This window comes from Paenibacillus sp. FSL R7-0128 (assembly GCF_038002245.1).
Lineage (GTDB): Bacteria > Bacillota > Bacilli > Paenibacillales > Paenibacillaceae > Paenibacillus_AQ > Paenibacillus_AQ silagei.
In genome coordinates this window covers 5887937-5910514 of sequence record NZ_JBBOCD010000001.1, presented here as the reverse complement: position 1 = coordinate 5910514, position 22578 = coordinate 5887937, and the positions used below count along the sequence as shown (strand labels likewise).

General features: G+C 53.2%; 20 protein-coding genes. 16 read left to right on the top strand and 4 right to left on the bottom strand.

Features of this window, described 5'->3' with window-relative positions:
- Positions 1-9 precede the first annotated feature (9 nt).
- Both tgt and yajC read left to right on the top strand, forming a co-directional pair.
- On the top strand, positions 10-1146 hold the full coding sequence (gene tgt, locus NST26_RS24885; protein ID WP_340980035.1) for a tRNA guanosine(34) transglycosylase Tgt: 1137 nt from the start codon (positions 10-12) through the stop codon (positions 1144-1146).
- A 45-nt stretch (positions 1147-1191) separates the two neighbouring features.
- A complete protein-coding gene (gene yajC / locus NST26_RS24880; protein ID WP_036732365.1) occupies positions 1192-1506 on the top strand; it encodes a preprotein translocase subunit YajC in 315 nt (104 codons plus the stop codon).
- 89 nt (positions 1507-1595) lie between these two features.
- On the opposite strand, the gene NST26_RS24875 is transcribed toward yajC, so the two are convergent.
- Both NST26_RS24875 and NST26_RS24870 read right to left on the bottom strand, forming a co-directional pair.
- Complete coding sequence (locus tag NST26_RS24875) at positions 1596-2435, bottom strand: phosphatase PAP2 family protein (RefSeq protein ID WP_340980032.1); 840 nt, start codon at positions 2433-2435, stop codon at positions 1596-1598.
- Positions 2436-2534: 99 nt separating this feature from the next.
- Positions 2535-2927 carry a TIGR04086 family membrane protein gene (locus NST26_RS24870; RefSeq protein ID WP_076081680.1) on the bottom strand — a complete coding sequence of 131 codons (393 nt, stop codon included), beginning with the start codon at positions 2925-2927 and terminating at the stop codon, positions 2535-2537.
- A gap of 200 nt (positions 2928-3127) precedes the next feature.
- Here NST26_RS24870 and NST26_RS24865 point away from each other — a divergent pair, with 200 nt between their 5' ends.
- Positions 3128-3937, top strand: a complete 810-nt coding sequence (locus NST26_RS24865) for a YetF domain-containing protein (protein WP_076081679.1) — start codon at positions 3128-3130, stop codon at positions 3935-3937.
- Here the strand turns inward: NST26_RS24865 and spoVB are convergent.
- Positions 3934-5535: a stage V sporulation protein B gene (spoVB, locus tag NST26_RS24860; RefSeq protein WP_076081678.1), complete on the bottom strand. Its 1602-nt coding sequence runs from the start codon at positions 5533-5535 to the stop codon at positions 3934-3936. The genes NST26_RS24865 and spoVB overlap by 4 nt on opposite strands.
- A 214-nt stretch (positions 5536-5749) precedes the next feature.
- Between spoVB and NST26_RS24855 the strand changes: the two genes are divergently transcribed.
- From NST26_RS24855 to NST26_RS24830, 6 genes are all read left to right on the top strand, one after another.
- Positions 5750-6001, top strand: coding sequence for a post-transcriptional regulator (locus NST26_RS24855; protein WP_340980030.1), 252 nt, complete (start codon positions 5750-5752; stop codon positions 5999-6001).
- Between the two features lie 233 nt (positions 6002-6234).
- On the top strand, positions 6235-7488 hold the full coding sequence (gene secD, locus NST26_RS24850) for a protein translocase subunit SecD (protein ID WP_076081677.1): 1254 nt from the start codon (positions 6235-6237) through the stop codon (positions 7486-7488).
- Positions 7478-8377, top strand: a complete 900-nt coding sequence (secF, locus tag NST26_RS24845) for a protein translocase subunit SecF (protein WP_076081676.1) — start codon at positions 7478-7480, stop codon at positions 8375-8377. The genes secD and secF overlap by 11 nt, the downstream gene beginning before the upstream one ends.
- Before the next feature lie 121 nt (positions 8378-8498).
- On the top strand, positions 8499-9464 hold the full coding sequence (locus tag NST26_RS24840; RefSeq protein ID WP_209872317.1) for a cation diffusion facilitator family transporter: 966 nt from the start codon (positions 8499-8501) through the stop codon (positions 9462-9464).
- A 29-nt stretch (positions 9465-9493) separates the two neighbouring features.
- Positions 9494-11896: a single-stranded-DNA-specific exonuclease RecJ gene (recJ, locus tag NST26_RS24835; RefSeq protein WP_340980027.1), complete on the top strand. Its 2403-nt coding sequence runs from the start codon at positions 9494-9496 to the stop codon at positions 11894-11896.
- Positions 11897-11978: 82 nt separating this feature from the next.
- Positions 11979-12497 (top strand): adenine phosphoribosyltransferase, encoded by a 519-nt coding sequence (locus NST26_RS24830; protein WP_036732465.1) that lies wholly within the window; start codon positions 11979-11981, stop codon positions 12495-12497.
- A gap of 112 nt (positions 12498-12609) precedes the next feature.
- On the opposite strand, the gene uraA is transcribed toward NST26_RS24830, so the two are convergent.
- Positions 12610-13920 (bottom strand): uracil permease, encoded by a 1311-nt coding sequence (uraA, locus tag NST26_RS24825; RefSeq protein ID WP_209872306.1) that lies wholly within the window; start codon positions 13918-13920, stop codon positions 12610-12612.
- Positions 13921-14232: 312 nt separating this feature from the next.
- Between uraA and NST26_RS24820 the strand changes: the two genes are divergently transcribed.
- The 7 genes from NST26_RS24820 (at position 14233) to aspS (ending at position 22535) form a co-directional block, all read left to right on the top strand.
- Entirely contained in the window at positions 14233-16416 is a 2184-nt protein-coding gene (locus NST26_RS24820) for a RelA/SpoT family protein (RefSeq protein ID WP_036732347.1), read from the top strand.
- A 28-nt stretch (positions 16417-16444) separates the two neighbouring features.
- On the top strand, positions 16445-16888 hold the full coding sequence (gene dtd / locus NST26_RS24815; RefSeq protein WP_340980026.1) for a D-aminoacyl-tRNA deacylase: 444 nt from the start codon (positions 16445-16447) through the stop codon (positions 16886-16888).
- A 183-nt stretch (positions 16889-17071) separates the two neighbouring features.
- Positions 17072-17227: a hypothetical protein gene (locus NST26_RS24810; RefSeq protein WP_340980025.1), complete on the top strand. Its 156-nt coding sequence runs from the start codon at positions 17072-17074 to the stop codon at positions 17225-17227.
- A 165-nt stretch (positions 17228-17392) separates the two neighbouring features.
- Positions 17393-17899, top strand: a complete 507-nt coding sequence (locus NST26_RS24805; protein WP_209872297.1) for a type 1 glutamine amidotransferase domain-containing protein — start codon at positions 17393-17395, stop codon at positions 17897-17899.
- Positions 17900-17958: 59 nt separating this feature from the next.
- Entirely contained in the window at positions 17959-18420 is a 462-nt protein-coding gene (locus tag NST26_RS24800; RefSeq protein WP_339250398.1) for a hypothetical protein, read from the top strand.
- A gap of 1026 nt (positions 18421-19446) precedes the next feature.
- Positions 19447-20706 carry a histidine--tRNA ligase gene (gene hisS / locus NST26_RS24795; RefSeq protein ID WP_339311228.1) on the top strand — a complete coding sequence of 420 codons (1260 nt, stop codon included), beginning with the start codon at positions 19447-19449 and terminating at the stop codon, positions 20704-20706.
- 50 nt (positions 20707-20756) lie between these two features.
- The gene (aspS, locus tag NST26_RS24790) at positions 20757-22535 is read left to right on the top strand and encodes an aspartate--tRNA ligase (RefSeq protein WP_339311227.1); all 1779 of its coding nucleotides are present in this window, start codon (positions 20757-20759) and stop codon (positions 22533-22535) included.
- Positions 22536-22578 lie beyond the last annotated feature (43 nt).

The window sequence follows — 22578 nt, the reverse complement described above, 5'->3', positions numbered from 1 at the left end:
GTTAAACCAATGGCAGCAATCACTTACGAACACATTAAGACCTGTAAGCAATCCGGGGCACGGCTCGGAAGAGTCCACACCCCGCACGGAATTATTGAGACACCGACCTTCATGCCGGTGGGCACCCAGGCTACTGTCAAGACGATGAGTCCTGAAGAGCTTAAGCAGATGGAAGCACAGATTATTCTGAGTAATACGTACCATCTGTTCCTTCGTCCGGGTCATGAGATCATCGGCGAAGCGGGCGGCCTGCATAAGTTCATGAACTGGGACCGCCCGATCTTGACCGACAGCGGCGGCTTCCAGGTATTCTCCCTGAGCGACATGCGTAAGATCACCGAAGAAGGGGTTCATTTCCGCTCCCATCTGAACGGAGACAAGAAGTTTCTGTCTCCCGAAGTCGCTATGGAGATCCAGAATGCGCTCGGTTCCGATATTATGATGGCCTTCGATGAATGCCCGCCTTATCCGGCTGAATATGAGTATGTGAAGAAATCACTCGAACGTACCACCCGCTGGGCCGAACGCTGCCTCAAAAGCCATGCCCGTCCGAATGACCAGGGACTGTTCGCTATCGTACAGGGAGGCATGCATGAGGATCTCCGCCGCCAGAGCGCGGCTGATTTGACTTCCATGGATTTCCCGGGGTATGCTATTGGGGGACTCAGCGTCGGAGAGTCCAAGCAGCTTATGTATGAAGTGCTGGATTACACGGTTTCGCTGCTGCCGCAAGGGAAACCGCGCTATTTGATGGGCGTAGGTTCACCGGATGCGCTGCTGGAAGGGTCAATCCGCGGAATAGACATGTTCGACTGCGTTCTGCCTACCCGTATTGCCCGTAATGGAACAACAATGACCAGTCAGGGGAGACTCGTCGTGCGTAACGCCCAGTATGCCCGTGATTTCGGGCCGCTGGACCCGGAGTGTACCTGTTACACCTGCCGGAACTATTCCCGTGCTTATCTGCGTCATCTGATTAAGGCCGACGAAACCTTCGGCTTGCGGCTGACAACGTACCATAACTTACACTTCCTGCTGGAATTGATGCGTAAAGTGCGTGAAGCCATCATGGAAGATCGGCTGCTTGATTTTCGCGATGAGTTTTTTGCACAATACGGATTATATGATAATTTAAAAGGCTTCTAGAGAGTACGGAGTGTTCATGTTTATTCTTGAAAGGGGGGAAATGATATGTCACAGTTTTATATGGCAGCAGGTACAGGCGGCGGAGGCAGCATACTGGGTCTGGTAGGTCCGTTTGTACTGATGTTTGTTGTGTTCTACTTCCTGCTGATTCGTCCGCAGCAGAAGAAGACCAAGGCACGCAACGGAATGCTAAAAGCGCTGAAGAAGGGCGATAAGGTAGTTACCATCGGCGGTCTGCACGGAACGATCATGGAGATTTCGGATGACATCGTTATTCTGCGGGTTAATGATGTAACCCGATTGACGTTTGACCGGGGCTCGATCAGTCACGCAGTTGTGGAAGTAGAAGACAAGATGTAATAGTCTCTCTGCTAAATTACATAAAAATCGGCGTTTCTCTTACGAGAGAACGCCGATTTTTTTATACGTCATATACGGAATTGAGGGCCTTAACGTGTATTGGTGACCCGGCCCCGCACTCTCAAGCCCTGTTCCCCGCTGCGCAGGGTAAGCTTGGCAAGCGGTACGGCGATAGCCGTGGACAGTACAGCCAGCAGGGTGCCGCCAATCATGTCGGTCAGCCAATGAATGCCGAGATAGAAGATTCCAAACACGATAATAACGGCTGAGATTGTACTGATCACCATCCAGCGGCGGTTGCCTGAGCGGAAAGCGAGCAGAGCCATGGATACGGAGATAGCGGTATGTAGGCTCGGGAAGCAGTTATTGAGGCCGGATAGCGGCCGGTATTCCTGTTCAAACTTCGGGAAAACATCCAGCATGATGAACCGAACCCCGGCAGGCGCATAGGACCACACCTCATTGACCGGAAAGTACAGATAGAACGGAATAGCGATAGCATAGGTTAAAATAATGGTGTAGCAGGTCGCATAGAGAATCACACGGTTTTTGTCCAGCAGATAGATCCCCAGTGAGGCTGCCAGCACGGCCTGCAGCATGAAGATATAGAAGAAGACAATCACCGGTGTCAGCCAGGGAGCGTAGAACAGCTCTTGAACCATCCGGACGAAATGCCCCTCCAGGCCGAAGATAAAACCTGTGTAATCTGCGGTCAGCCGCATCTTTTCTTCGATCTGCAGCTCATATTTATTCAGGGCAAGAATGCTGAACATGCCTATAATAATGAGTGTGAATTTATAGGATCTCAGCAGCTCTCTCCCGATTTCAACTAAGGCCATCAGCGGATTGCGCCGTGCGCCGATCCAGATTAAGATCACAACAATGGCAACGGTATATACAACTACAAGATTCATGGACTGATACAGCAAAGCATTCGAAGCCTCCTTGATAATCGCTCATATGAAGTCAGACATAGGTAGTGTACCATATTTTCAAGGGAAGGTTTCAATTTTCGAAAATTATATTAATTAGGTTTTCTGTAAATTAACTCCAAACATTCCTCCTAGTGCGCTAATGCCTGCAGCCGCCAGAACCCACAGGAAGTCCATTCCCCCCGGTGAACTGTCAAGCGCCAAAAATCCGATCAGCAGTACAGCCAGTCCGTATAACATGCCTGTGAGTGCTCCTTGGTACCAGCCTCTGCGGACGGCCCTGCTGCCTGCGGTCAAGCCTCCGAATGCGGCAGCGACGCCGTGCACAATGTAGGTGTACATGGTGAGATCCTGTTCCTGCAGTCCGCTGCCCCAGAGCAGGAGGGAGAGGATGAACGCACCCAGCATCATCCACAGGAACGAGCGGATTAAACCCGATAATACCGGACTAGATATTTTCCATGAGAATAGACGCCTGATCAGAGACATGGTAAAACCCCCTAAAAGTTTGTTAACCGGATACTAATTATTGTATGGGGAGGCTTGCCCCAATAGTACAAGAATAGGCGGTATGACTTTTACCAGTAATTAATCAGCAGCTTTCCGAATGTTCCCTTTACGGTCAGGTCAGAATAGGGGTACATTAATCCGCCAGTATGGGGGAGTAGCGGAAGGGGAGCGAAGAGAATATGTTCCAGCATATTACGACCCATATCTTTCTGACCGTGCTGATGTATATCTTCATTTTCCTGAGCATGCGCATCATGGGCAAACGTGAAATCGGCAAGCTGTCTGTATTTGACCTGACCATTTCCATCATGATTGCCGAGATCGGTGTCTTTGTGATTGAGGATATCGAGCGGCCTATTTATGATGGTGTTGTTCCTATGGCGACCCTGGTGCTGATTCAAGTGCTGGTCGCACAGCTCAGCTTGAAGAGCCGGAAACTGCGCTTAATGGTGGATGGCAGGCCCAGCATTCTGATCTCGGACGGGAAGATTCACCGGGGCGAAATGCGCAGGCAGCGGTATAATATTGATGATCTGCTGCTGCAGCTCCGCGGGCAGAATATTGTCAGTCCGGCAGATGTGGAGTTCGCTATCCTGGAGACAAGCGGGCAGTTAACGGTGATTGAGAAGAATGCCAACGTCACCTCATCCAATCAGTCGGGCAACAGCAGCTCCGGCGCAGAGCGGAAGGAGAATAACGGCGATAGCCAGAAGGACTCCGGCGATGCTGAATCATCCGGCGGTGACTCTGCTTCGGTGAAGCTGCCGAAGCATAAGATCCGTTATGAAGGACTGCCGATTCCGCTGATTATGGACGGGAAGGTGCAGGACGGCAATCTTGAGATGATCGGCAAGAACCGGTTCTGGCTTAGAACCCAGATCCGGCAGAAGGGTGTCTCTGATTTCCGGGATGTTTTCCTGTGCTCCGTGGATCATAAGGGAGAACTCTATATTGCCCCGATCAGCCCGGATAAGGGGAAGCCAACCTAACTGCGCCAGCGTCTGAAAAAGGGCACCCGTTCCAGGTCACGCCTGGAGATCAGCCCCGATAACAGGCAGATGCTCAGATAGATGGCCATGCCGCAGGCAGCAGCAGCTAAGAATTGTATCCACTGCGACTGTGAGATTGGAACAGAAGTATAGACATACGACATCCCGGCGGCCATGATGACCGTAGCGGCCAGGATTTTGAGCGGGTCCGACCAGCGCAAGGACATGGCGGTGAGCTTGACTACACTGTAGCCGTGCAGAAGCGTGACAAGTAAGCTGTTGACCATAATGGCGATGATGGCGCCCAGAATGCCGTACTCGGGCCGGGAGGCCAGCAGGAGAATCAGCAGAATTTTGACAACGGCTCCTATCAGCGTATTGATCAGTGCCTTGCCTGGGCGGTCCATGGCCTGAAGGGCAGCCTGCAGCGGGGCCTGGACATAGAGAAACACAGCGAACGGGGCCATCATCCTAAGCATAGGGGCCGTATCCGCCGCATTGCCGTACATTAGCGTACAGAGCGGTACGGCAAGAATATACATAACAGCAGCAAACGGGGCACCGGTCACCATGGCTAGCCGCAGGGCCTGGTGCATTCTTTTGTGAATCGTGGGCAAATCGTTGCGGGCGGCGGCCTCGGATAAGGAAGGGACAAGGGAGACGGCCAGCGAGGAGCTGAGCACACCCGGCAGCAGCAGCAGCGGAATCACCATTCCCTGCAAGGAACCATATTGTGCGGTTGCAGCGGCGGCTGCGATTCCGGCGAGCGCGAGGCTGCGCACGGTAATAATCGATTCCAGAAGGTAAGAGAATGAGCCGATCAGCCGTCCGGCAGTTACCGGTATTGAAATGCCGATGAGACGCTTGAAGACAGGTGTAGTCGTCTGCGCGGGTTCGCGTCCGGCACTGCCCTGCGTATCCTGAACCATAGGTTCCACGTTAGGCGGGAGTTCAGACCTGTCTTTTTTGTCGTTAAAATAATATTGCCCCAGCAGGGCCAGCATTCCGGCGATCTCCCCCACAGTCACGCCAAGCATGGCACCCGCAGCCGCAAAGGCGATGCCCTTCGGCAGCAGCATCCAGGAGAACCACAGCATGAAGAAGATCCGGATGACCGATTCCAGCACGGAGGAGAAGGCCGAGGGAATCATGTTCTGCCTGCCTTGAAAGTATCCCCGGTAGATGGATGAAACGGCGACGATGGCGATCATGGGGGTCATGCTGACGAAGGTATAATAGACACGCTGGTCCGTCAGAAGAACGCTGGATACCCAGGAGGCGCTGAACAGGGCGACGAAGGTGAACACAATGCCCAGCGACAGGCTGAGAGCGAGGCCGGTTTGCAGGATTTTACGCGACTGCTCCGGGCGGTTCTCTCCTTCGGCTTCGGCAACCAGCTTGGCAATCGCCAGCGGGATTCCCCCCGTAATTACCGTAATGAGCACAATGAAAAACGGGTATCCGAGCTGATACAGACCCACCCCCTCAGCGCCGATGATCCGGGGCAGGGCAATCCGGGGAATGAAGCCAAGCATCCGATTAATGATACCGGCGAGCAGCAGGATGATCGTTCCTTGTATAAAGGTCTGTTTCCTCACAGGGCACTCCTTCTTCCTACATATGAGATGAAACTGCAGGTGAATTACCGCCATAACCAAGCCAGGCTTGTATAAGGATATGCCGGTACAGGTGCGCTGCATGACAAGCATTCTGTAGACAAGTTTTTTGGTCTTAAGCAGGAAAGTGTGAGCGCAGGGTCGAATACGTACCACTGAGCATACGTAAATGAGGAATCTTTGGAGGTGCCTGCACGTGGAATCGGAACAATGGGGATATGACGAGCTTAGTGAAGATATCGAAGCCATGTGCATCAGCAAAGCGGAGGAATTCCGGCTCCTCGGCTATGAATATGTGACCGGTAAGGATATTTGGGATTGCATCAGCCGCAATTATGCCAAGGAGGGAAGACCTCCCCTGCACAGGCTGGTCAATGACATTTATTCACTCAAGTCAGGCAGTTATATGACTTATCTGACCTTGGCGGCCTACCGGGGATTGAATTAACGGGGGGATTTGCCAAAAGGAACGATTTTCTTTTGCAAACGGGTACAGGAAGCAGTAAAGTAAGTAAAGAGTGTTCAGACTTGTCCTATCAAACGGAGGTATCTTCGCTTTGCAGCAGAACCTGCCGTTTCTTTGTGTGAATCAAGACACCGTCATTCCTTCTGAATTGACGGTCATTTCGCACGTAGCTATAATAGGAATATTGATGTAATGAAAGGGGAACTAGCTAGAGCATGAAGAGAATGTTGAGCTTTATCATTACCGTGGTCGTTCTAACGGGCGTCATGGTATTTACTACTCCCGGGCTGCTGGACAGAGTCCGTCTGGGTCTTGACCTCAAGGGCGGATTCGAAATTCTGTACCACGCCGAGCCAATGGATACGGGAGGAACTCTGACCCGCGCTTCGCTGCAGAAGACTGCAGAGAGCCTCGAGAAGCGGGCGAATGCACTCGGAACCAGCGAGCCTGAGGTGACCACCGAAGGTACGGACCGCATCCGTCTGAAGATCGCAGGTGTAACCGACGAAGCAGAGGTCCGCAAAAAAATGAAAGAACCCGCAGTTCTGACCTTTCGCAGTGCCAATGAAGGGGATGCTCCCGGGGTGTACAGCAAGATTGAGCTGGTAGGCAGTGACTTTGTTGAAGGTGCGGCAGAGGTTCAACGCGATCAACTGAACCGGCCCGAAATCAGCATCTCCATCAAAGACAAGAAGAAATTCGCAGAGATTACCGAGCGCCTGCTGGGTAAGGAACTCGCCATCTATCTGGATGAGAACTTGTTATCTTCGCCTCCAACGGTACGAGCTGTCCTGACCGATGGTAAGGCTTCGATCTCCGGGGGATATACACTGGATGAAGCCCGCGAGATTGCCGATACAATCAACCTCGGTGCTTTGCCGCTGAAGCTGACAGAGAAATATTCCCAGAGCGTAGGGGCTACACTGGGTAAGCAATCCTTGGATGAGACCGTCAGAGCCGGGATTGTCGGTTCTGTGATTATTTTGATCTTCATGCTGCTTATGTACCGTCTTCCGGGCGTACTGGCCAGCTTTGCGCTGATCCTGCACACCTGGCTGCTGATTCTGGTATTTGTCCTGGCAGACTTTACACTGACCCTTCCCGGGATCGCCGCGTTCATCCTCGGTATAGGGATGGCCGTCGATGCCAATATCATTACCAATGAACGGATCAGGGAAGAAATGCGCAGCGGGAAGGGCATTATGTCTTCCGTCAAAGCAGGGAACAAGACCTCCTTCCGTACAGTTATGGATGCGAATGTAACCACTATTATCGTAGCGGCTGTCATGTTCGCCTTCGGTACGGGTGCGGTTAAAGGCTTCGCACTGATTCTGATCGTGGAAATTGTACTTAGTATTGTAACAAACCTTTATTTTGCCCACTGGCTGCTGACTGTGCTGGTTAAAGCCGGCGCACTCAAAAAGCCGAAGCAATTTGGGGTAAAGGAGAGTGACATCAGTGCGCTTTAAGAAAGAGCTTGATTTCGTACATTTAAGTAAATTCTTCTATATCTTCTCGATTGCCCTTACTGTGGCGGGGCTCGTCTTTCTGGCAACCTTCGGCCTGAACTACAGCGTTGACTTCAAGGCCGGGTCCAATGTGGACGTAGCGCTCTCCAAGAGTGTCACGCTGGCTGAGCTGCAGCCGGCTCTGAAGGATGCGGGCATCGAGCATGAACCAACCGTTACCATCGGCGACAAGCGGGTCAACATCCGCTATGATCAAGAGCTGAGTGATGCACAAAGTGAGACCCTCAAGAAGTCAATCAACAAGATTGATGACAAGGCGTCTTTTGAAATCAATACCGTAGATACTGAGATGGCTAAGGAACTGGCCCGCAATGCGATCTATTCCGTGCTGCTATCCAGTATCGGGATTATCATCTATGTAAGTATCCGTTTTGAATGGCGTTTTGCGCTGGCTTCCATTGTGGCGCTGCTTCATGACGCATTTATGGTAGTGGCGGTCTTCTCAATCTTCCGTCTGGAGGTAGACATCACCTTCATTGTCGCGGTGCTGACCATTATCGGTTACTCGATTAACGATACCATCGTTATCTTTGACCGGATACGCGAGAATCTGCGCTTCGGCAAGCAGAAGTCGTATGAGGATCTGAAGCACCTGGTTAACAAAAGTGTAATGCAGACACTCATGCGTTCTCTTTATACAGCCTTCACTGTATTTATTGCCGCATTCTTCCTGCTGATTATGGGCGGGGAGTCGATCCGTATGTTCTCGCTTGCTATGGTTATCGGTCTGCTCTTCGGAGCCTATTCATCGATCTTCATCGCAAGTCCGCTCTGGCTGCTCCTGAAAAAGAACCAGAAGCCTGCTGCGAAGACCCCGGCCAAAGCCTAACACCCGGTTATTCTGTAAGCCGCGTCTGTAGCGACGCGGCTTTTCGGAATCTTCGGGTCAGGGCGTCTTGCTTGATTTCATCATCATGAGTTTACCTGCTAGTGGTAAGGAGGGCCTCGTTATGAATGACAAACCATTACCCCGGAAACAAACCGTTGCCTGGACCGGAATCCTTAGTGATGTTCTACTCGCTCTAGCCAAGGGTAGTATCGGTTATCTGTCAGGCAGCAAGGCATTGTTGGGGGATGCAATCTATTCCGGAGCAGATGCCGCTGCCAGACTGGCGGGGGTGATTCCGTGGAACCTGAAGCAGAGCCACAAGGCAGAAGGCTCAGCGGAACGCGGCCGGGCTGCACAAGGAAGCAAGGAGCCGATGGCGGCTATTCTGTTCTCTGTGCTGATTATTATGGGCGGGCTGCAGGTTGCTTTCTCGGCTATCCGTGATTTGACAAGGGGACATCTGTCGGCACCGGAGGAGTCAGCGCTTGTTGCTGTCCTGCTGTGCATTGTGTTCAAAGAGGCTGTATTTCAATACCAGTACCGTTATTTCAAAAAAAAGGGTGACGGCAGTCATGCTGCTTATGCCGATAGCCACCGGTTCAGCCTGTACACCTCTATAACTGTATTTATCGGAATTGCCCTGGCCATAACTGGAGGATACTTGAACTGGCATCCTCTGCTCTACATGGACCCCATTGCAGCTCTGCTGACCGGATGTCTGATTCTCCGCAAAGGCTATTCGTTAATTGCTTCCTCTGTATACAGCAAGAAGATTCAGGAGCTTCCTTCCGAGGAAGCTGCCAGCTTCATTGAGACGGTTCAGCGGGTGCATGGAGTCATCCGGGTGGAGCAGCTCCGGGCGCTGGAGGAAGGCAGTTATGTGAATCTGCATGTGAAGATTAGTGTGAATCCGCGGATCAGCGTGATGGAGGCCCAGGATATTTCAGAATGTGCCCGCAAGCTGCTGCAACACCGGTTCGTTCATGTAGGCGAGGTTCATATGGATGTTGTGCCGTATGATCCGGGTTATCCTTATAAAAGCAATCACGAGCTTGTGGACAACGATATTCCCACGCTGCTTCAGTAGTCTGCAAGGTGAGAGAAAGGTGAACTGTATTGCTTCATTCAAAAACAAGCTGGCAATCTCCGGCAGCCGATTCCGAGCGTATTTCGGAACTGGCCCGGAGCCTTTCTATTTCTCCGCTCCTTTCTTCACTGCTGGTGCAAAGAGGTATGGATACCGCCGACAAGGCACGGGTATTCATGGATTCAGGAGCGGAAGATAGACATGATCCATTCCTGCTCAAAGGAATGGCTGAAGCGGTGCCGCGGATACAGAAGGCACTGCAAGAGGAAGAGCATATTCTGGTGTATGGTGATTATGATGCGGACGGGGTTTCCAGCACTGCGCTGATGATCTACCTTCTGCGTCATCTTGGGGCCTCTTTTGATATTTATATTCCCCATCGCTCCAATGAAGGCTATGGACTGCATAATCATGCGCTGGACTGGGCGGTCCAGCAGGGTGTATCTCTCGTCATTACGGTTGATACTGGTATCAGTGCCTATCATCAGATTGCCTATGCCTCGGAGCTGGGCATTGATGTTATTGTCACGGATCATCATGAGCCGCCGGAGCTGCTGCCCGAGGCCTATGCGCTGATTAACCCGAAGCTGCCGGACTGCCCGTATCCCTTCAAGGGTCTGGCTGGAGTGGGGGTGGCTTACAAGCTGGCTGAGGCGCTCCTTGGCAGTGAAGTGCCTGAGGAATGGTGTGAGATTGCTGCTATAGGTACCGTTGCTGATCTGATGCCGCTGCTGGGCGAGAACCGCAGTCTGGTGCGCAGAGGCCTCAGCAGCATGCGGAATTCGTCGTTCCCGGGCATCCGTGCGCTGCTCTCGGTGGGCGGTATTGCGATGAACACCGTCAGTGCGGTGAATATCGCCTTCGGGATGGCGCCGCGTATTAATGCCAGCGGAAGACTGGATCATGCTGGCCGGGCGGTTACACTGCTGACCACGGAAGATGCGGCAGAAGCTGAGCAATTTGCCGGAGAGCTGGATCTGCTGAACAAGGAACGCCAACTGGTTGTCGAGCGAATTGTCACCGAAGCCACAGCTAAGCTGGAGGAGAGAATCAGCCGGAGCGGACTGCCGGATATTATAGTGCTGGCGGACCAGGGCTGGAATGTGGGCGTAGTCGGCATTGTGGCCTCCAAGCTGCTCGAGCGGTATTACCGTCCGGTTATTATTCTGGACATTCATCCGGAGACCGGGATGTGCAAGGGCTCAGCCCGTTCCATCCCGGGTCTGGATATCTATGCAGCCTTATCCTCATGCGCCGAATTGATGGACCACTTCGGAGGACATCCGGCCGCTGCCGGGATGAGTCTGCCGCAGGGCAAGCTGGAAGCCTTCGATGCGGCGCTGAATAGCTATGCTGCGTCTGTTCTGACACCGGAGGACTTCGTAGCTGTTACGGCTGCGGACGGGGAGGTATCCATTGCCGATCTGACCCTCCAGGCTGCGCTTGAGCTGGAGCGGCTTGCGCCGTTCGGCATGGCCAATCCGCTGCCGAGATTCATTTTGCGCGGAGCAGTTGTGAAGGAGACACGGAAGATGGGTCAGGAGGGCAAGCACCTGAAGCTTGTGCTCCAGCAGGACAAGCTGACGATTGAAGCTGTAGCCTTCGGCAAGGGGCCGCTGGCTGATCTGCTTCCGGATGGTACAGTCGTGGATGTTCTGGCAGAACTGTCCGTCAATGAATGGAACGGCTCGCGCAAGCCTCAGCTAATGCTGCAGGATCTTGCGGTGCCGAAGGCGCAGCTGTTCGATTTGCGCGGCGCGGCCGATGCCGTCAAGCAGGCGGCGCATATTCAGGAGCTGCTCCGCACCTATAGCGGCAGCAGTCCCGGCCGGAGTGCAGCGGTCTTCCAGAACAGCCGGACAACGCCGCTGCGTGATCTGAAGGACATGTCCCTCTGGGTATACGATGAGTCTGCCGGGATCTCGGCTGTACATCAGCCGGAGGGCACGCCTGACGAAGAGGGACTGTCACTGCTCTGTGTGCTTGATATGCCGGAGTCTCCGGAGCAGCTGGAAGCACTGTTCACTGCTTTTCCGGGGGCGGAGAACATTGCCCTGCTGCATTCAATCCGTGACGGGCGTGACCGGCTGCAGGTTCCCACCCGTGATCATTTCAAATCGTTATATCAATGGATTGCCGCAATCGCTGCATCTCCAACTCCTGAGCAAGAAGTCCTGCTGCGGCTCAGCCGCCAGTCGGCGCTTGGTGTGCGTATGGTGAGCAGAATGCTGGATGTGTTCGATGAGCTTGACTTCATTGAGCGCAGCGGCGGCAAGATCACCTTTGTCCCGCAGCCTGCCGCCAAGAGTCTGAGCACATCAGAGCATTTCGTCAGACTGGGCAAGACGGCGGAGATGGAGCAGTATTTCATGGAAGGCAGCCGCAGTGAATTGCAGGAATTCATGCTGTCACGGCGTTTAGGGGCCTCATAACAGCTACACATGCTGGCACGGTCATTTGGTTTGAGTAACTTCAGCGGGGGTGATCCCCGCTTACTTTTAGGAGATGATGATGTTGGATTTCAAAAACAATATTCGCGTAATTCCGGATTTCCCCCAGGCTGGAATCAGCTTCAAAGATATTACTACACTGCTGAAGGACGGCGCTGCGTACCGTGCAGCCATCGATGAGCTTAAAGCTCTCGTGGCCCACCTGGAGATCGATGTCATTGCCGGACCGGAGGCGCGTGGCTTTGTAGTGGGCGCACCGCTGGCTTATGCGCTGGGTGTAGGCTTCGTGCCGATCCGCAAAAGCGGCAAGCTTCCTTATGAGACAATCGAAGTGGGCTATGATCTGGAATACGGCAAGGATACCCTCGCTGTGCATACCGATGCGATCAAGCCCGGCCAGAAGGTGCTGATTGCGGATGATCTGCTGGCTACCGGAGGGACGATTGCTACGTCAGTAAACCTGGTGGAACAGCTTGGCGGACAAGTGGTCGGCGCTGCATTCCTGATCGAGCTGACGGCTCTGGCCGGACGGGACAAGCTGTCGGATATTGAAGTGGTTACCTTGTTGACTTACGAGGATTAATCGTCGTGCCCGGCAACTTTTCCCGGGAAATATAAAGCGGACTGCTGTCGAATGAAGACAGCAGTCCGCTTTTTGTTGATGCGCTGGGTGGATAATAACAGATGTGAGTTATTTAATGTGCCGATTTGTCAGCTTCCTGTTCATTGGACAGGCCCAGAACCTCGATCAGCTTGAAGAGCAGGGCGAGCACCATACCGACGATAGTCGCCAGTGCCATGCCTTTCAGCTCTACACCGCCAAGCTTCAGCGAAATGCCGCTGATGCCGACAACCAGGACGAGCGTAGCCAGAATCATGTTGGTGGCTTTGGAGAAATCGACTTTCTGCTCAACGAAGATACGCAGGCCCGATGCCGCAATAACACCGAACAGGAGCAGGGATACACCGCCCATAACCGGCAGCGGAATGTTGGCAATGACCGAGGAGAACGTTCCGGAGAACGACAGCACGATGGCGATTACAGCAGCGCCCGCGATAACATATACCGAGTACACCTTGGTCAGAGCCATAACGCCGATATTCTCACCATAGGTTGTATTAGGCGTAGAACCCAGGAACCCGGAGAGTACTGTTGAAATCCCGTTACCCATCAGTGAGCGGTCCAGTCCCGGGTCCTTGGTCAGATCCTTGCCCACAATATTGCTGGTGACCAGCAAATGGCCGATATGCTCCACAATGACCACAAGCGATACAGGAATAATAGTCAGAATGACCTGCCAGTTGAAGGATGGGGTAATGATCGTGGGATGCGAGAGGAAGCTTGCTTGAGAGATGGCACCAGTATTCACCTCACCCAAGATATAAGCGAGTACATAACCGGTAACAATACCGATGAGGATATGAATGATTTTGGGGAAGCCGCGGAACAGCACGGAGCCGAGCACGGTAACACCAAGCGTGACGAGCGACAGGGTAATCGCTTTGCCGTCAGGCGTCCAGTCGGCGGTGGCCACACCCTCAGGAGCAATCAGTCCGGCCATCCGTGCGGCTACAGGCACAAGCTCCAGTCCAATCGTGGCAACTATCGCTCCCATAACTGCCGGAGGGAATACAATATCAATCCAGCCGGTACCGGCATAACGTACAATTAAGGCGACAAGAATGAAGATAACACCAGTCACGATAAAAGCGCCCAGTGCAAGCGAATATCCGCGCTCATGATCGCCGGCATGCTCTTTCAGCACAAGCAGCACCGGAGAGATGAAGGCAAAGCTTGAACCCAAATAGGCGGGGATTTTGCCGCGGCAGATCAGAATGTAGAGCAAGGTACCGATACCGTTCATCAGCAGGATCATGCCGGGATCTACCCCGAACAGGTTGGGAACAAGCACGGTGCTGCCGAACATGGCGAACAGATGCTGAAGACTCAGGAGGAAGCCCGGGCCCCAAGGGAGTCTTTCGTTAACTTGAATTTCGCGTTGCAATGGAGTTCACTTCTCTTTCTGATCTAATTTGATTTGACAATTCTTATTTTTTAAAAAACCGCCTTTACTAGATTAAATAGAACAGCGGGTTTTTACAACAACATTTTTATCCGTGCCACAAAATTGTCTTTTCTTGACCCTTTCCCTGACAGGAATACCACGCTATGGCAAGTGTTGACGGAATCCTTCGTAAGCGTCATAATTATAGACAACTTTAACCTGAGCGCAATGCAGCCGGGAACGTATGGAACCTGCAAATTCTGCATGCTTGCAGGTTCATTTTATTATAGAAGGGAAACGGATACGACGAGAATGGGCATAGAGCAACTAACCGAAAAGGCTGGCGCCTATATAAAAGAAAAAGATCTTCTCCGCATCCGTGAAGCTTATGAATTCGCCGATCAGGCTCATCACGGGCAGGTACGGAAGTCGGGGGAGCCATACATTCTGCATCCGCTGGCGGTCGCAGATATTGTCGTCAATATGCAAATGGATGTCATATCCATCATTGCTGCGCTGCTGCATGATGTTGTGGAAGATACGACGGTGTCCCTGGAGCAGATCCGCACGAAATTTGGCGATACCTGCGCCATGCTGGTAGACGGCCTGACCAAGCTGGAACGCATCCGCTTCCGCTCCAAGGAAGAGCAGCAGAACGAGAACTACCGCAAGATGTTCATCGCTATGGCCCAGGATATCCGGGTGATCGTGATTAAGCTAGCGGACCGTCTGCATAATATGCGTACGCTCAAATACCAGTCTGAAGAGAGTCAGCGCCGGATTTCTTATGAGACGCTGGAAATCTTTTGTCCCATTGCGGACCGGCTGGGGATCTCTGCGATCAAGTGGGAGATGGAGGATATTGCACTCCGTTACCTGAACCCGCAGCAGTACTACCGGATTGCGAATCTTGTACACAAGAAGCGGGCAGAACGCGAGCAGTTCATTGACAGTGTCATCGGCCGCATCCGCGCCAAGCTCGATGAAATGGGCATCGAAGGCGATCTCTCGGGACGCCCGAAGCATATCTACAGTGTCTATAACAAGATGAACACGAAGAACAAGCAGTTCAACGAGATCTATGATCTGCTGGCTATCCGCATTATCGTCGACAATATTAAGGATTGTTATGCCACTTTGGGCATTATTCATACGCTTTGGAAGCCGATGCCTGGCCGTTTCAAGGACTATATTGCTATGCCCAAGGCGAACATGTATCAGTCTTTGCATACAACCGTAGTAGGTCCGGGAGGAGAGCCGACGGAGGTTCAGATCCGCACCTGGGAGATGCACCGCACGGCCGAATTCGGGATCGCCGCCCACTGGGCGTATAAGGAAGGCAGCAGCAACAACAACGTCAATCCCGAGAACCGGATGCCGTTCTTCCGCGAGATTCTGGAGCTGCAGCACGAAGCCAAGGATGCCGAAGAATTTGTAGAATCGCTGAAGATGGACTTTTTCTCTGATCTGGTCTTCGTATTCACGCCTAAGGGTGAAGTAGTGGAGCTGCCTGCCGGCTCGGTGCCGCTGGATTTCGCGTTCCGCATTCATACCGAGGTCGGGAACCGGACAATCGGCTCCAAGGTGAACGGGCGCATTGTTCCGCTTGACCATAAGCTGAAGACCGGGGATATCGTGGAGATTCTGACCTCGAAGAATTCTTACGGTCCGAGCCGCGATTGGCTGAAGATTGCCCAGTCCTCACATGCGCGGAGCAAGATCAAGCAGTGGTTCAAGAAGGAGAAGCGCGAGGAGAACGTGGAGAAGGGCCGGGAGGCCATCGAACGCGAGCTGAAGCGCCTGAACGTGGAGGTCTCTGACTGGCTGACGGAGGACAAATTGTCCGAGGCTGCGAAGAAGTTCGCCTTCAATGATGTGGAGGATATGCTGTCAGCGGTCGGCTTCGGCGGGATTACCGCAGCGCAGATCGCCTCCAAGCTGACTGAGAAGCTGCGTAAGGACCAGGAGGAGGCCGCAGGCCATCTGGAGCTTACCTCCGAGATGAAGGCGATCAAATCCAGCGGAGAGAAGCGCAACCAGCCGACCAACGGGGTCCGTGTCAAGGGGATCGACAATCTGCTGGTACGCTTCGCACGATGTTGTAATCCTGTCCCGGGCGACGATATCATCGGATATGTGACCCGTGGACGGGGCGTATCGGTACACCGTGAGGATTGTCCGAACATTCCGAACGAGATGGACGGGGAGGAAGCAGCGCGCGTGATTGAAGTGGAGTGGGAAGGCAGTATGGAGGCTAATTACAGCGTCGATATTGAGATTACCGGCCATGACCGCAACGGGCTGCTGAATGAAGTGCTGCAGGCGGTATCGGAGAGCAAGACCAATATTTCAGCGGTCACCGGGCGCTCCGACAAGAACAAGATGGCGATGATCCATATGACGATTCTGATCCGCAATACCGATCACCTGCAGTCTGTGGTCGACAAAGTGAAGCGGGTCAAGGATGTGTATACCGTTAACCGTATTATGCAATAGGTGCTAAGGCAAGGAGCTGAAGGATGAGATGAGAGTCGTTGTGCAGCGCTGCAAGAACTCCAGTGTAACGGTGGACGGTGCAGTGACCGGAGCCATTGGAGAGGGCCTGCTGCTGCTGGTCGGCGTAACCCATGAGGATACAGAGAAGGATGCCAAGTATTTGGCTGACAAGGTTGCCGGACTGCGGATTTTTGAGGATGCGGCCGGTAAAATGAACCATAGTGTGACGGAGGCCGGCGGGGCCATTTTGTCCGTCTCCCAGTTCACGCTGTACGGGGACTGCCGCAAGGGCAGACGCCCCAACTTCATGGCGGCAGCGGCTCCGGCTGAGGCAGAGCGTCTCTATGACTACTTCAACCAGGTGCTGCGTGCCGGTGGGCTGCAGGTTGAGACCGGCGTGTTCGGAGCGATGATGGATGTCGCCCTGACCAACTGGGGACCGGTTACGCTGCTGCTGGACAGCAAGGGTTAGGATTAGAGCCGGGCAGACGCCGCTATAAAGGACGGCAAAGCCGTTTCCACTTGATAAGATACATCACGGGACTCCACAAGGTGGGGTCTTTTTTGCTTCTAGTTAACCAAGCGGGATAGCAGTAGCCCTGGCTGGATAGACTATGAATGATGCACCATTATTCAAGTGCGGGGAGCAAGCAGAATGAGACAAGCACCAAAAGCATGGATGTGGAACATGATTCAGTCCCACGTGGCCGGGTCGATGACCGAAGCCTCAGCGACAGCCAAGGAAGCCGGGGACCCGAAGGACCCGCAGGGACTCCAGCGTAGAGGCCGCGGTCTTTTGCCGCGTACCTAACTGGAGCGAAGGTATGCGGGGAGTGGATTTTTTTGGGAATATAAGAATGTATAGGTTTCACGAAACAGAATTTACGGGAACTGCTTAGGCTTCGTTATAAAGCGGGGGAATGAGGGTAATAGATTGACGAGACGACAGCAGCCTTAGAGAGGAGATATGGATCTCATGAGTAAAGTAGCTTTTCTGCTCGCCAATGACTTTGAAGATTCTGAAATGAAGGTTCCTTACGAAGGAGTATTACAGGCAGGACATCAGGCAGAAATCATCGGTCTGAAGAAAAATGAGACCCTGCTCGGCAAAAAAGGAAGCGTATCCTATACATCGGATAAAGCGATCAGCGAGGTCACAGCCGCAGAGTATGATGCGATAGTCATTCCGGGCGGATCTTCGCCGGAGAATCTTCGTCTTGACCCGGATATTCTGCAATTCGTGAAGGATGCTGACCGTGCAGGCAAGCCGATTGCCGCTATCTGCCACGGCCCGCAGATTCTGATCAGCGCTGAATTGCTGCAGGGCCGCACCCTTACCTCCTACCCGCCGCTGAAGGATGATCTGATCAATGCCGGTGCGGAGTTCAAGGATGAAGAGGTCGTCGTAGACGGCAATTACATTACTTCACGCACACCCAAGGATGAGCCCGCTTTTGTGCGTGAGCTGCTTAAGGTGTTGTAATACAAGAAATACATGCGTAACCCGTTTGGCATAATACAACTTTATGGGAGGGATTTACAATGACTAGAAGAATCCAGGCCTATTTCAGTACAGAAGATGCAGCGGAAGGTGCTAAGACCTCGTTGATTCCTTATGGTGTAGAGGGGATTGAGGTATCGGCATTAACAGACCCTTTGGATAATGGAGTAAATAACCGGCGCAACATTCTAATACCGCTGGGCTCCACGAATACCGCTTCAACAGGTGCCGGAGGCGTGTACGCTGCCGGAGGTGCAACAGGTATGGGGTCCGGGGCGGCCATTGTCCCGGCAGTTGCGGCAGAGGATGATCTGAAACGTACGGATGAAGTACGCGCCGATGAAGTACGCACGGAGGGCGAAGTGCATAGAGGGCAAGAGCTGACAAGCAGTGACCTGGAGCACTTGCATTATGTTATGGATCTCAAGGTAGCCGAGAATCATTACAACGAGGTTGTAGAGGTTCTGCGCGGCAAGCAGGCCTATGTGGAGATTTTTGATTAAAAGGGACCGCGGTATCCCGCCGGGATACATTTCAGCTCCAGCCCTCCGTTATGGAGAGGCTGGAGCTGTTTTATATGCAGAATAAAAGGCGAGGACAGCGTCATAGATCTAGACAGGAACTGGGGGATGGTGTAACCTATGGATTAGCATGACAGCGGGGATTTGGACGGCTTGGTGAAACGCTTTCTTTTCTGTAATGCAACTGTAACACTACATTCATGATTCCTTAATATAGCGTGTTTATAATAGAAGCATGACCCCCTTTTTTATAATATATGATGATGGACCTGCAGCAATCGGCTGCAGGTCACTTTTTTGTTTTTAGGGGATTATAAGCAACATGGAGTGTCATTAGAGTGAGGTAGTGAAGCGGACTGAGAAGCGCCTATTTGTCCAAGAACCGTTATTTCGAGGCAGACGCGGACTGACATTCCGTTATTAGGTTGATTTGCGCGATTAACGAGGCAGATGTAGGCACATAACGGAATCTGAGTCCGCTTAAGCTGAGATTTATGAGTTTTTGCCGCAATAGCGGAATCTCTGTCCACTTGGCGGAAGGAACGCTGGTGGCAGCTTATTTTATTCAATCCTTGACTTTAGCGCAGTGGTTCAGTAGAATCTAACAGTATACGGTAAGTTTATATTGTTTTGATGACGGGACCAAGTAATCCGTAACCCACAACCCCAGAGAGGAATCCCGCAGATCATGGCTGTCGTCCAGGTAAGGAGGACCGCACGCTGATCCGCAAGGCTGTAAGGATTCTGTTGATGAACGGACGAATGACCTCCCCGAGAACGCACGGCGAACGCAGGCAGCAGGATTGCCTACAGTCAGTAGCCGATTGCGCGTAGGCGGGCGTTAACCGCTTAGAGCGGAGCTTACGCAGAGCAAGTTGCTAAGCCCGGAATGTGGGTGGTACCACGGGTGAATTATTGGTTATGATAATCCCTCGTCCCTGTTTGTAATTGAACAGGGATGAGGGGTTTTTTGCTGTTTTAAGGGGTTATTTTCAGGAGGGATAGACTGTGGCTAAAGAAAGATTCGAGAAACCAACAGGTACACAGGATGTGCTGCCGGGTGCAGTAGAGAAATGGCAGGTTGTGGAGGCTAAGGCCAGAGAGCTGTGCCGCCGCTTCAATTACCGGGAGATTCGCACCCCGCTGTTCGAGCACACCGGGCTGTTCGAGCGCGGAGTCGGCGAAACAACGGATATTGTAGAAGGTGAGATGTATACCTTCAAGGATAAGGGCGACCGCGATCTGGCGCTTCGTCCCGAAGGGACAGCAGGCGTGGTACGCGCGTATGTCCAGAACAAGCTGTACGGGGAGCCGGATGTCAGCAAGCTGTATTACATCGGACCGATGTTCCGTTATGAGCGTCCGCAGGCCGGCAGATACCGCCAGTTCCATCAGTTCGGCATCGAAGCCTTCGGCGCGGTGGACCCGGCGATTGATGCTGAAGTCATCTCGCTGGGGTACCAGTTCTACATTGATCTGGGGCTGAAGGATGTGCGGGTAGAGCTGAATTCGGTCGGCAATGCTCCGAGCCGTGCGGCTTACCGCGAGAAGCTGCTGAATTTCCTGAGACCGATGAGAGAGAGCCTGTGCAGCGACTGCCAGCGGCGGATGGAACGCAACCCGCTGCGCGTGCTGGACTGCAAGGTTGATCAGGACAAGTTCGGCGGAGCGCCTTCTATTCTGGACAGTCTGGATGAAGAGTGTACAGAGCATTTTGCCAAGGTGAAGGGGCACCTGGATGTGATGGGTGTGGAATACAGCATCAACCCCCGCCTGGTGCGCGGCCTTGATTATTACACGCATACAGCGTTTGAGTATAAAGCGGCAGGCATTGGCTCCATCGACACGGTGGGCGGCGGCGGCCGGTACAATGGTCTGGTCGAGGAGATCGGCGGACCGGATCAGCCGGGCATCGGGTTCGGGATTGGACTGGAGCGGATTCTGCTGATTCTGGAGAATCAGGGTGTGGAGCTGGAAGCGGCGAAGCCGCTGGATGTGTACTTCGTCGCATTAGGTGAAGCAGCAGATCTGGAGATCACGAAGCAGCTGTTCCGTCTGCGCAGTCTTGGATTCTCTGCGGAGCGCGATTACCTGGGACGCAAGATGAAGGCGCAGATGAAGTCGGCGGACCGTATGTCAGCCCGGTATACGGCGATTCTGGGTGAAGACGAGCTGAATAGCGGCGTCATCGCACTGAAGTCGATGGAGACCGGCGAGCAGCGGACTGTGAAGCTGGACGAACTGGCAGAGGCGCTGATTCAGAATTAGGCGAAAAGGCGAGTATATGTAATTTTAATCATGAAGGGGTAGGATAAAAGATGACCAGAAGCCATAACTGTGGACAATTAACGACAGCGAGCATCGGTGAAACAGTAACATTGAACGGTTGGGTGCAGACCCGCCGTGACCTTGGAGGCGTGCTGTTCATTGATCTGCGCGACCGTACAGGGATTGTACAGATTGTATTCAATCCTGACTATTCCGGAGAAGCGCTGCAGATTGCCGATAAGGTCCGCAGTGAATACGTGCTGTCCGTGACAGGTACGGTGGTTAAGCGCGATGAGGAGACCGTTAACCGCAACCTGCCGACCGGTGAGATCGAAGTGCAGATTACAGACATCGAAGTGCTGAATGCAGCCAAGACGCCTCCATTCTTCATCGAAGACGGAGTGGAAGTAGACGAATCCCTGCGTATGAAATACCGTTACCTGGATCTGCGCCGTCCGGAGATGCACAAGACGCTGCTGCTCCGTTCCAAGGCAGCGAAGATCTTCCGCGATTTCCTCGACAACGAAGGCTTTATCGATGTGGAAACGCCGATCCTGACCAAAAGCTCGCCGGAAGGCGCACGTGACTATCTCGTGCCAAGCCGTGTGCATGAAGGGGAATTCTTCGCGCTTCCGCAGTCGCCGCAGATCTACAAGCAGCTGCTGATGGTCGGCGGCATCGAGCGTTATTACCAGATGGCCCGCTGCTTCCGTGATGAGGACCTGCGCGCTGACCGCCAGCCGGAATTCACGCAGTTCGATATTGAGACCTCGTTCATGCCGCAGGATGAGCTGCTGTCGATGATGGAGAAGCTCATGCAGCGTCTGCTGAAGGAGACGGTTGGGGTTGAGGTATCCGCACCGTTCCAGCGGCTGACCTATGCCGAAGCGATCGGCAAATACGGCTCGGACAAGCCGGACCTGCGGTTTGGCCTGGAGCTGGTAGAGATGAATGATATCGTTGCTGAGAGCGGCGTGAAGGTATTCGCTTCCGTGATCGAGAAGGGCGGAGAAGTGAAATGTCTGAACGCCAAGGGCTGTGGCACCTGGACACGTAAGGAGATTGACGATCTTGGACCATACGCTGCACGCTACGGCGCCAAGGGTCTGGCCTGGATTCAGGTCAAAGACGGCGAGTTCAAGGGACCGATTGTGAAGTTCTTCTCCGAGGAAGAAATCGCTGCCGTGAAGGAGCGCACAGGTGCCGAAGAAGGCGACCTGCTGCTGTTCTCCGCGGATACCAAGAAGGTGGTAGCAGATGTACTTGGCGCCTTGCGTCTGAAGATCGGCCGCCAGCTTGGTCTGATCGACGACAGTGTGTTCAAATTCGCCTGGGTAACGGAATTCCCGCTTCTCGGCTACGATGAGGACCAGAAGCGTTATGTGGCTGAGCATCACCCGTTCACACGTCCGATGGACGAAGACCTGCATCTCTTCGATACCGATCCTGGCGCCATCCGCGCACAGGCGTATGACCTGGTGCTTAACGGCTACGAGGTAGGCGGCGGTTCCCAGCGTATCTACAAGCGTGACGTTCAGGAGAAAATGTTCAATGCACTCGGCTTCTCGCAGGAGCTGGCCTATGAGAAATTCGGCTATCTGATGGATGCCTTTGAATACGGCACGCCTCCGCATGGCGGTATCGCGTTTGGCTTCGACCGTCTGATTATGCTGCTGGCGGGCCGCACGAACCTGCGTGAGACCATTGCCTTCCCTAAGACAGCAAGTGCAACGGACCTGCTGATGGATGCCCCATCCCCGGTGGATGCCGGACAACTGGAGCAGCTGCACATCAAGCTGGCACCGAAACCGGAGAAAGAAAAGAAATAAATTAACTATGGACTGACGGGGCGCTCCAGGAGAGCAGAGGGAC

Bases quoted from the DNA above. Each gene is read 5' to 3' on its own strand.
- tgt (WP_340980035.1), top strand. From the start codon at position 10: ATGGCAGCAATCACTTACGAACACATTAAGACCTGTAAGCAATCCGGG.
- secD (WP_076081677.1), top strand. From the start codon at position 6,235: ATGAAGAGAATGTTGAGCTTTATCATTACCGTGGTCGTTCTAACGGGC.
- NST26_RS24800 (WP_339250398.1), top strand. From the start codon at position 17,959: ATGACTAGAAGAATCCAGGCCTATTTCAGTACAGAAGATGCAGCGGAA.
- NST26_RS24840 (WP_209872317.1), top strand. From the start codon at position 8,499: ATGAATGACAAACCATTACCCCGGAAACAAACCGTTGCCTGGACCGGA.
- dtd (WP_340980026.1), top strand. From the start codon at position 16,445: ATGAGAGTCGTTGTGCAGCGCTGCAAGAACTCCAGTGTAACGGTGGAC.
- NST26_RS24870 (WP_076081680.1), bottom strand. From the start codon at position 2,927: ATGTCTCTGATCAGGCGTCTATTCTCATGGAAAATATCTAGTCCGGTA.
- NST26_RS24805 (WP_209872297.1), top strand. From the start codon at position 17,393: ATGAGTAAAGTAGCTTTTCTGCTCGCCAATGACTTTGAAGATTCTGAA.
- NST26_RS24810 (WP_340980025.1), top strand. From the start codon at position 17,072: ATGAGACAAGCACCAAAAGCATGGATGTGGAACATGATTCAGTCCCAC.
- NST26_RS24820 (WP_036732347.1), top strand. From the start codon at position 14,233: ATGGGCATAGAGCAACTAACCGAAAAGGCTGGCGCCTATATAAAAGAA.
- yajC (WP_036732365.1), top strand. From the start codon at position 1,192: ATGTCACAGTTTTATATGGCAGCAGGTACAGGCGGCGGAGGCAGCATA.
- aspS (WP_339311227.1), top strand. From the start codon at position 20,757: ATGACCAGAAGCCATAACTGTGGACAATTAACGACAGCGAGCATCGGT.
- NST26_RS24865 (WP_076081679.1), top strand. From the start codon at position 3,128: ATGTTCCAGCATATTACGACCCATATCTTTCTGACCGTGCTGATGTAT.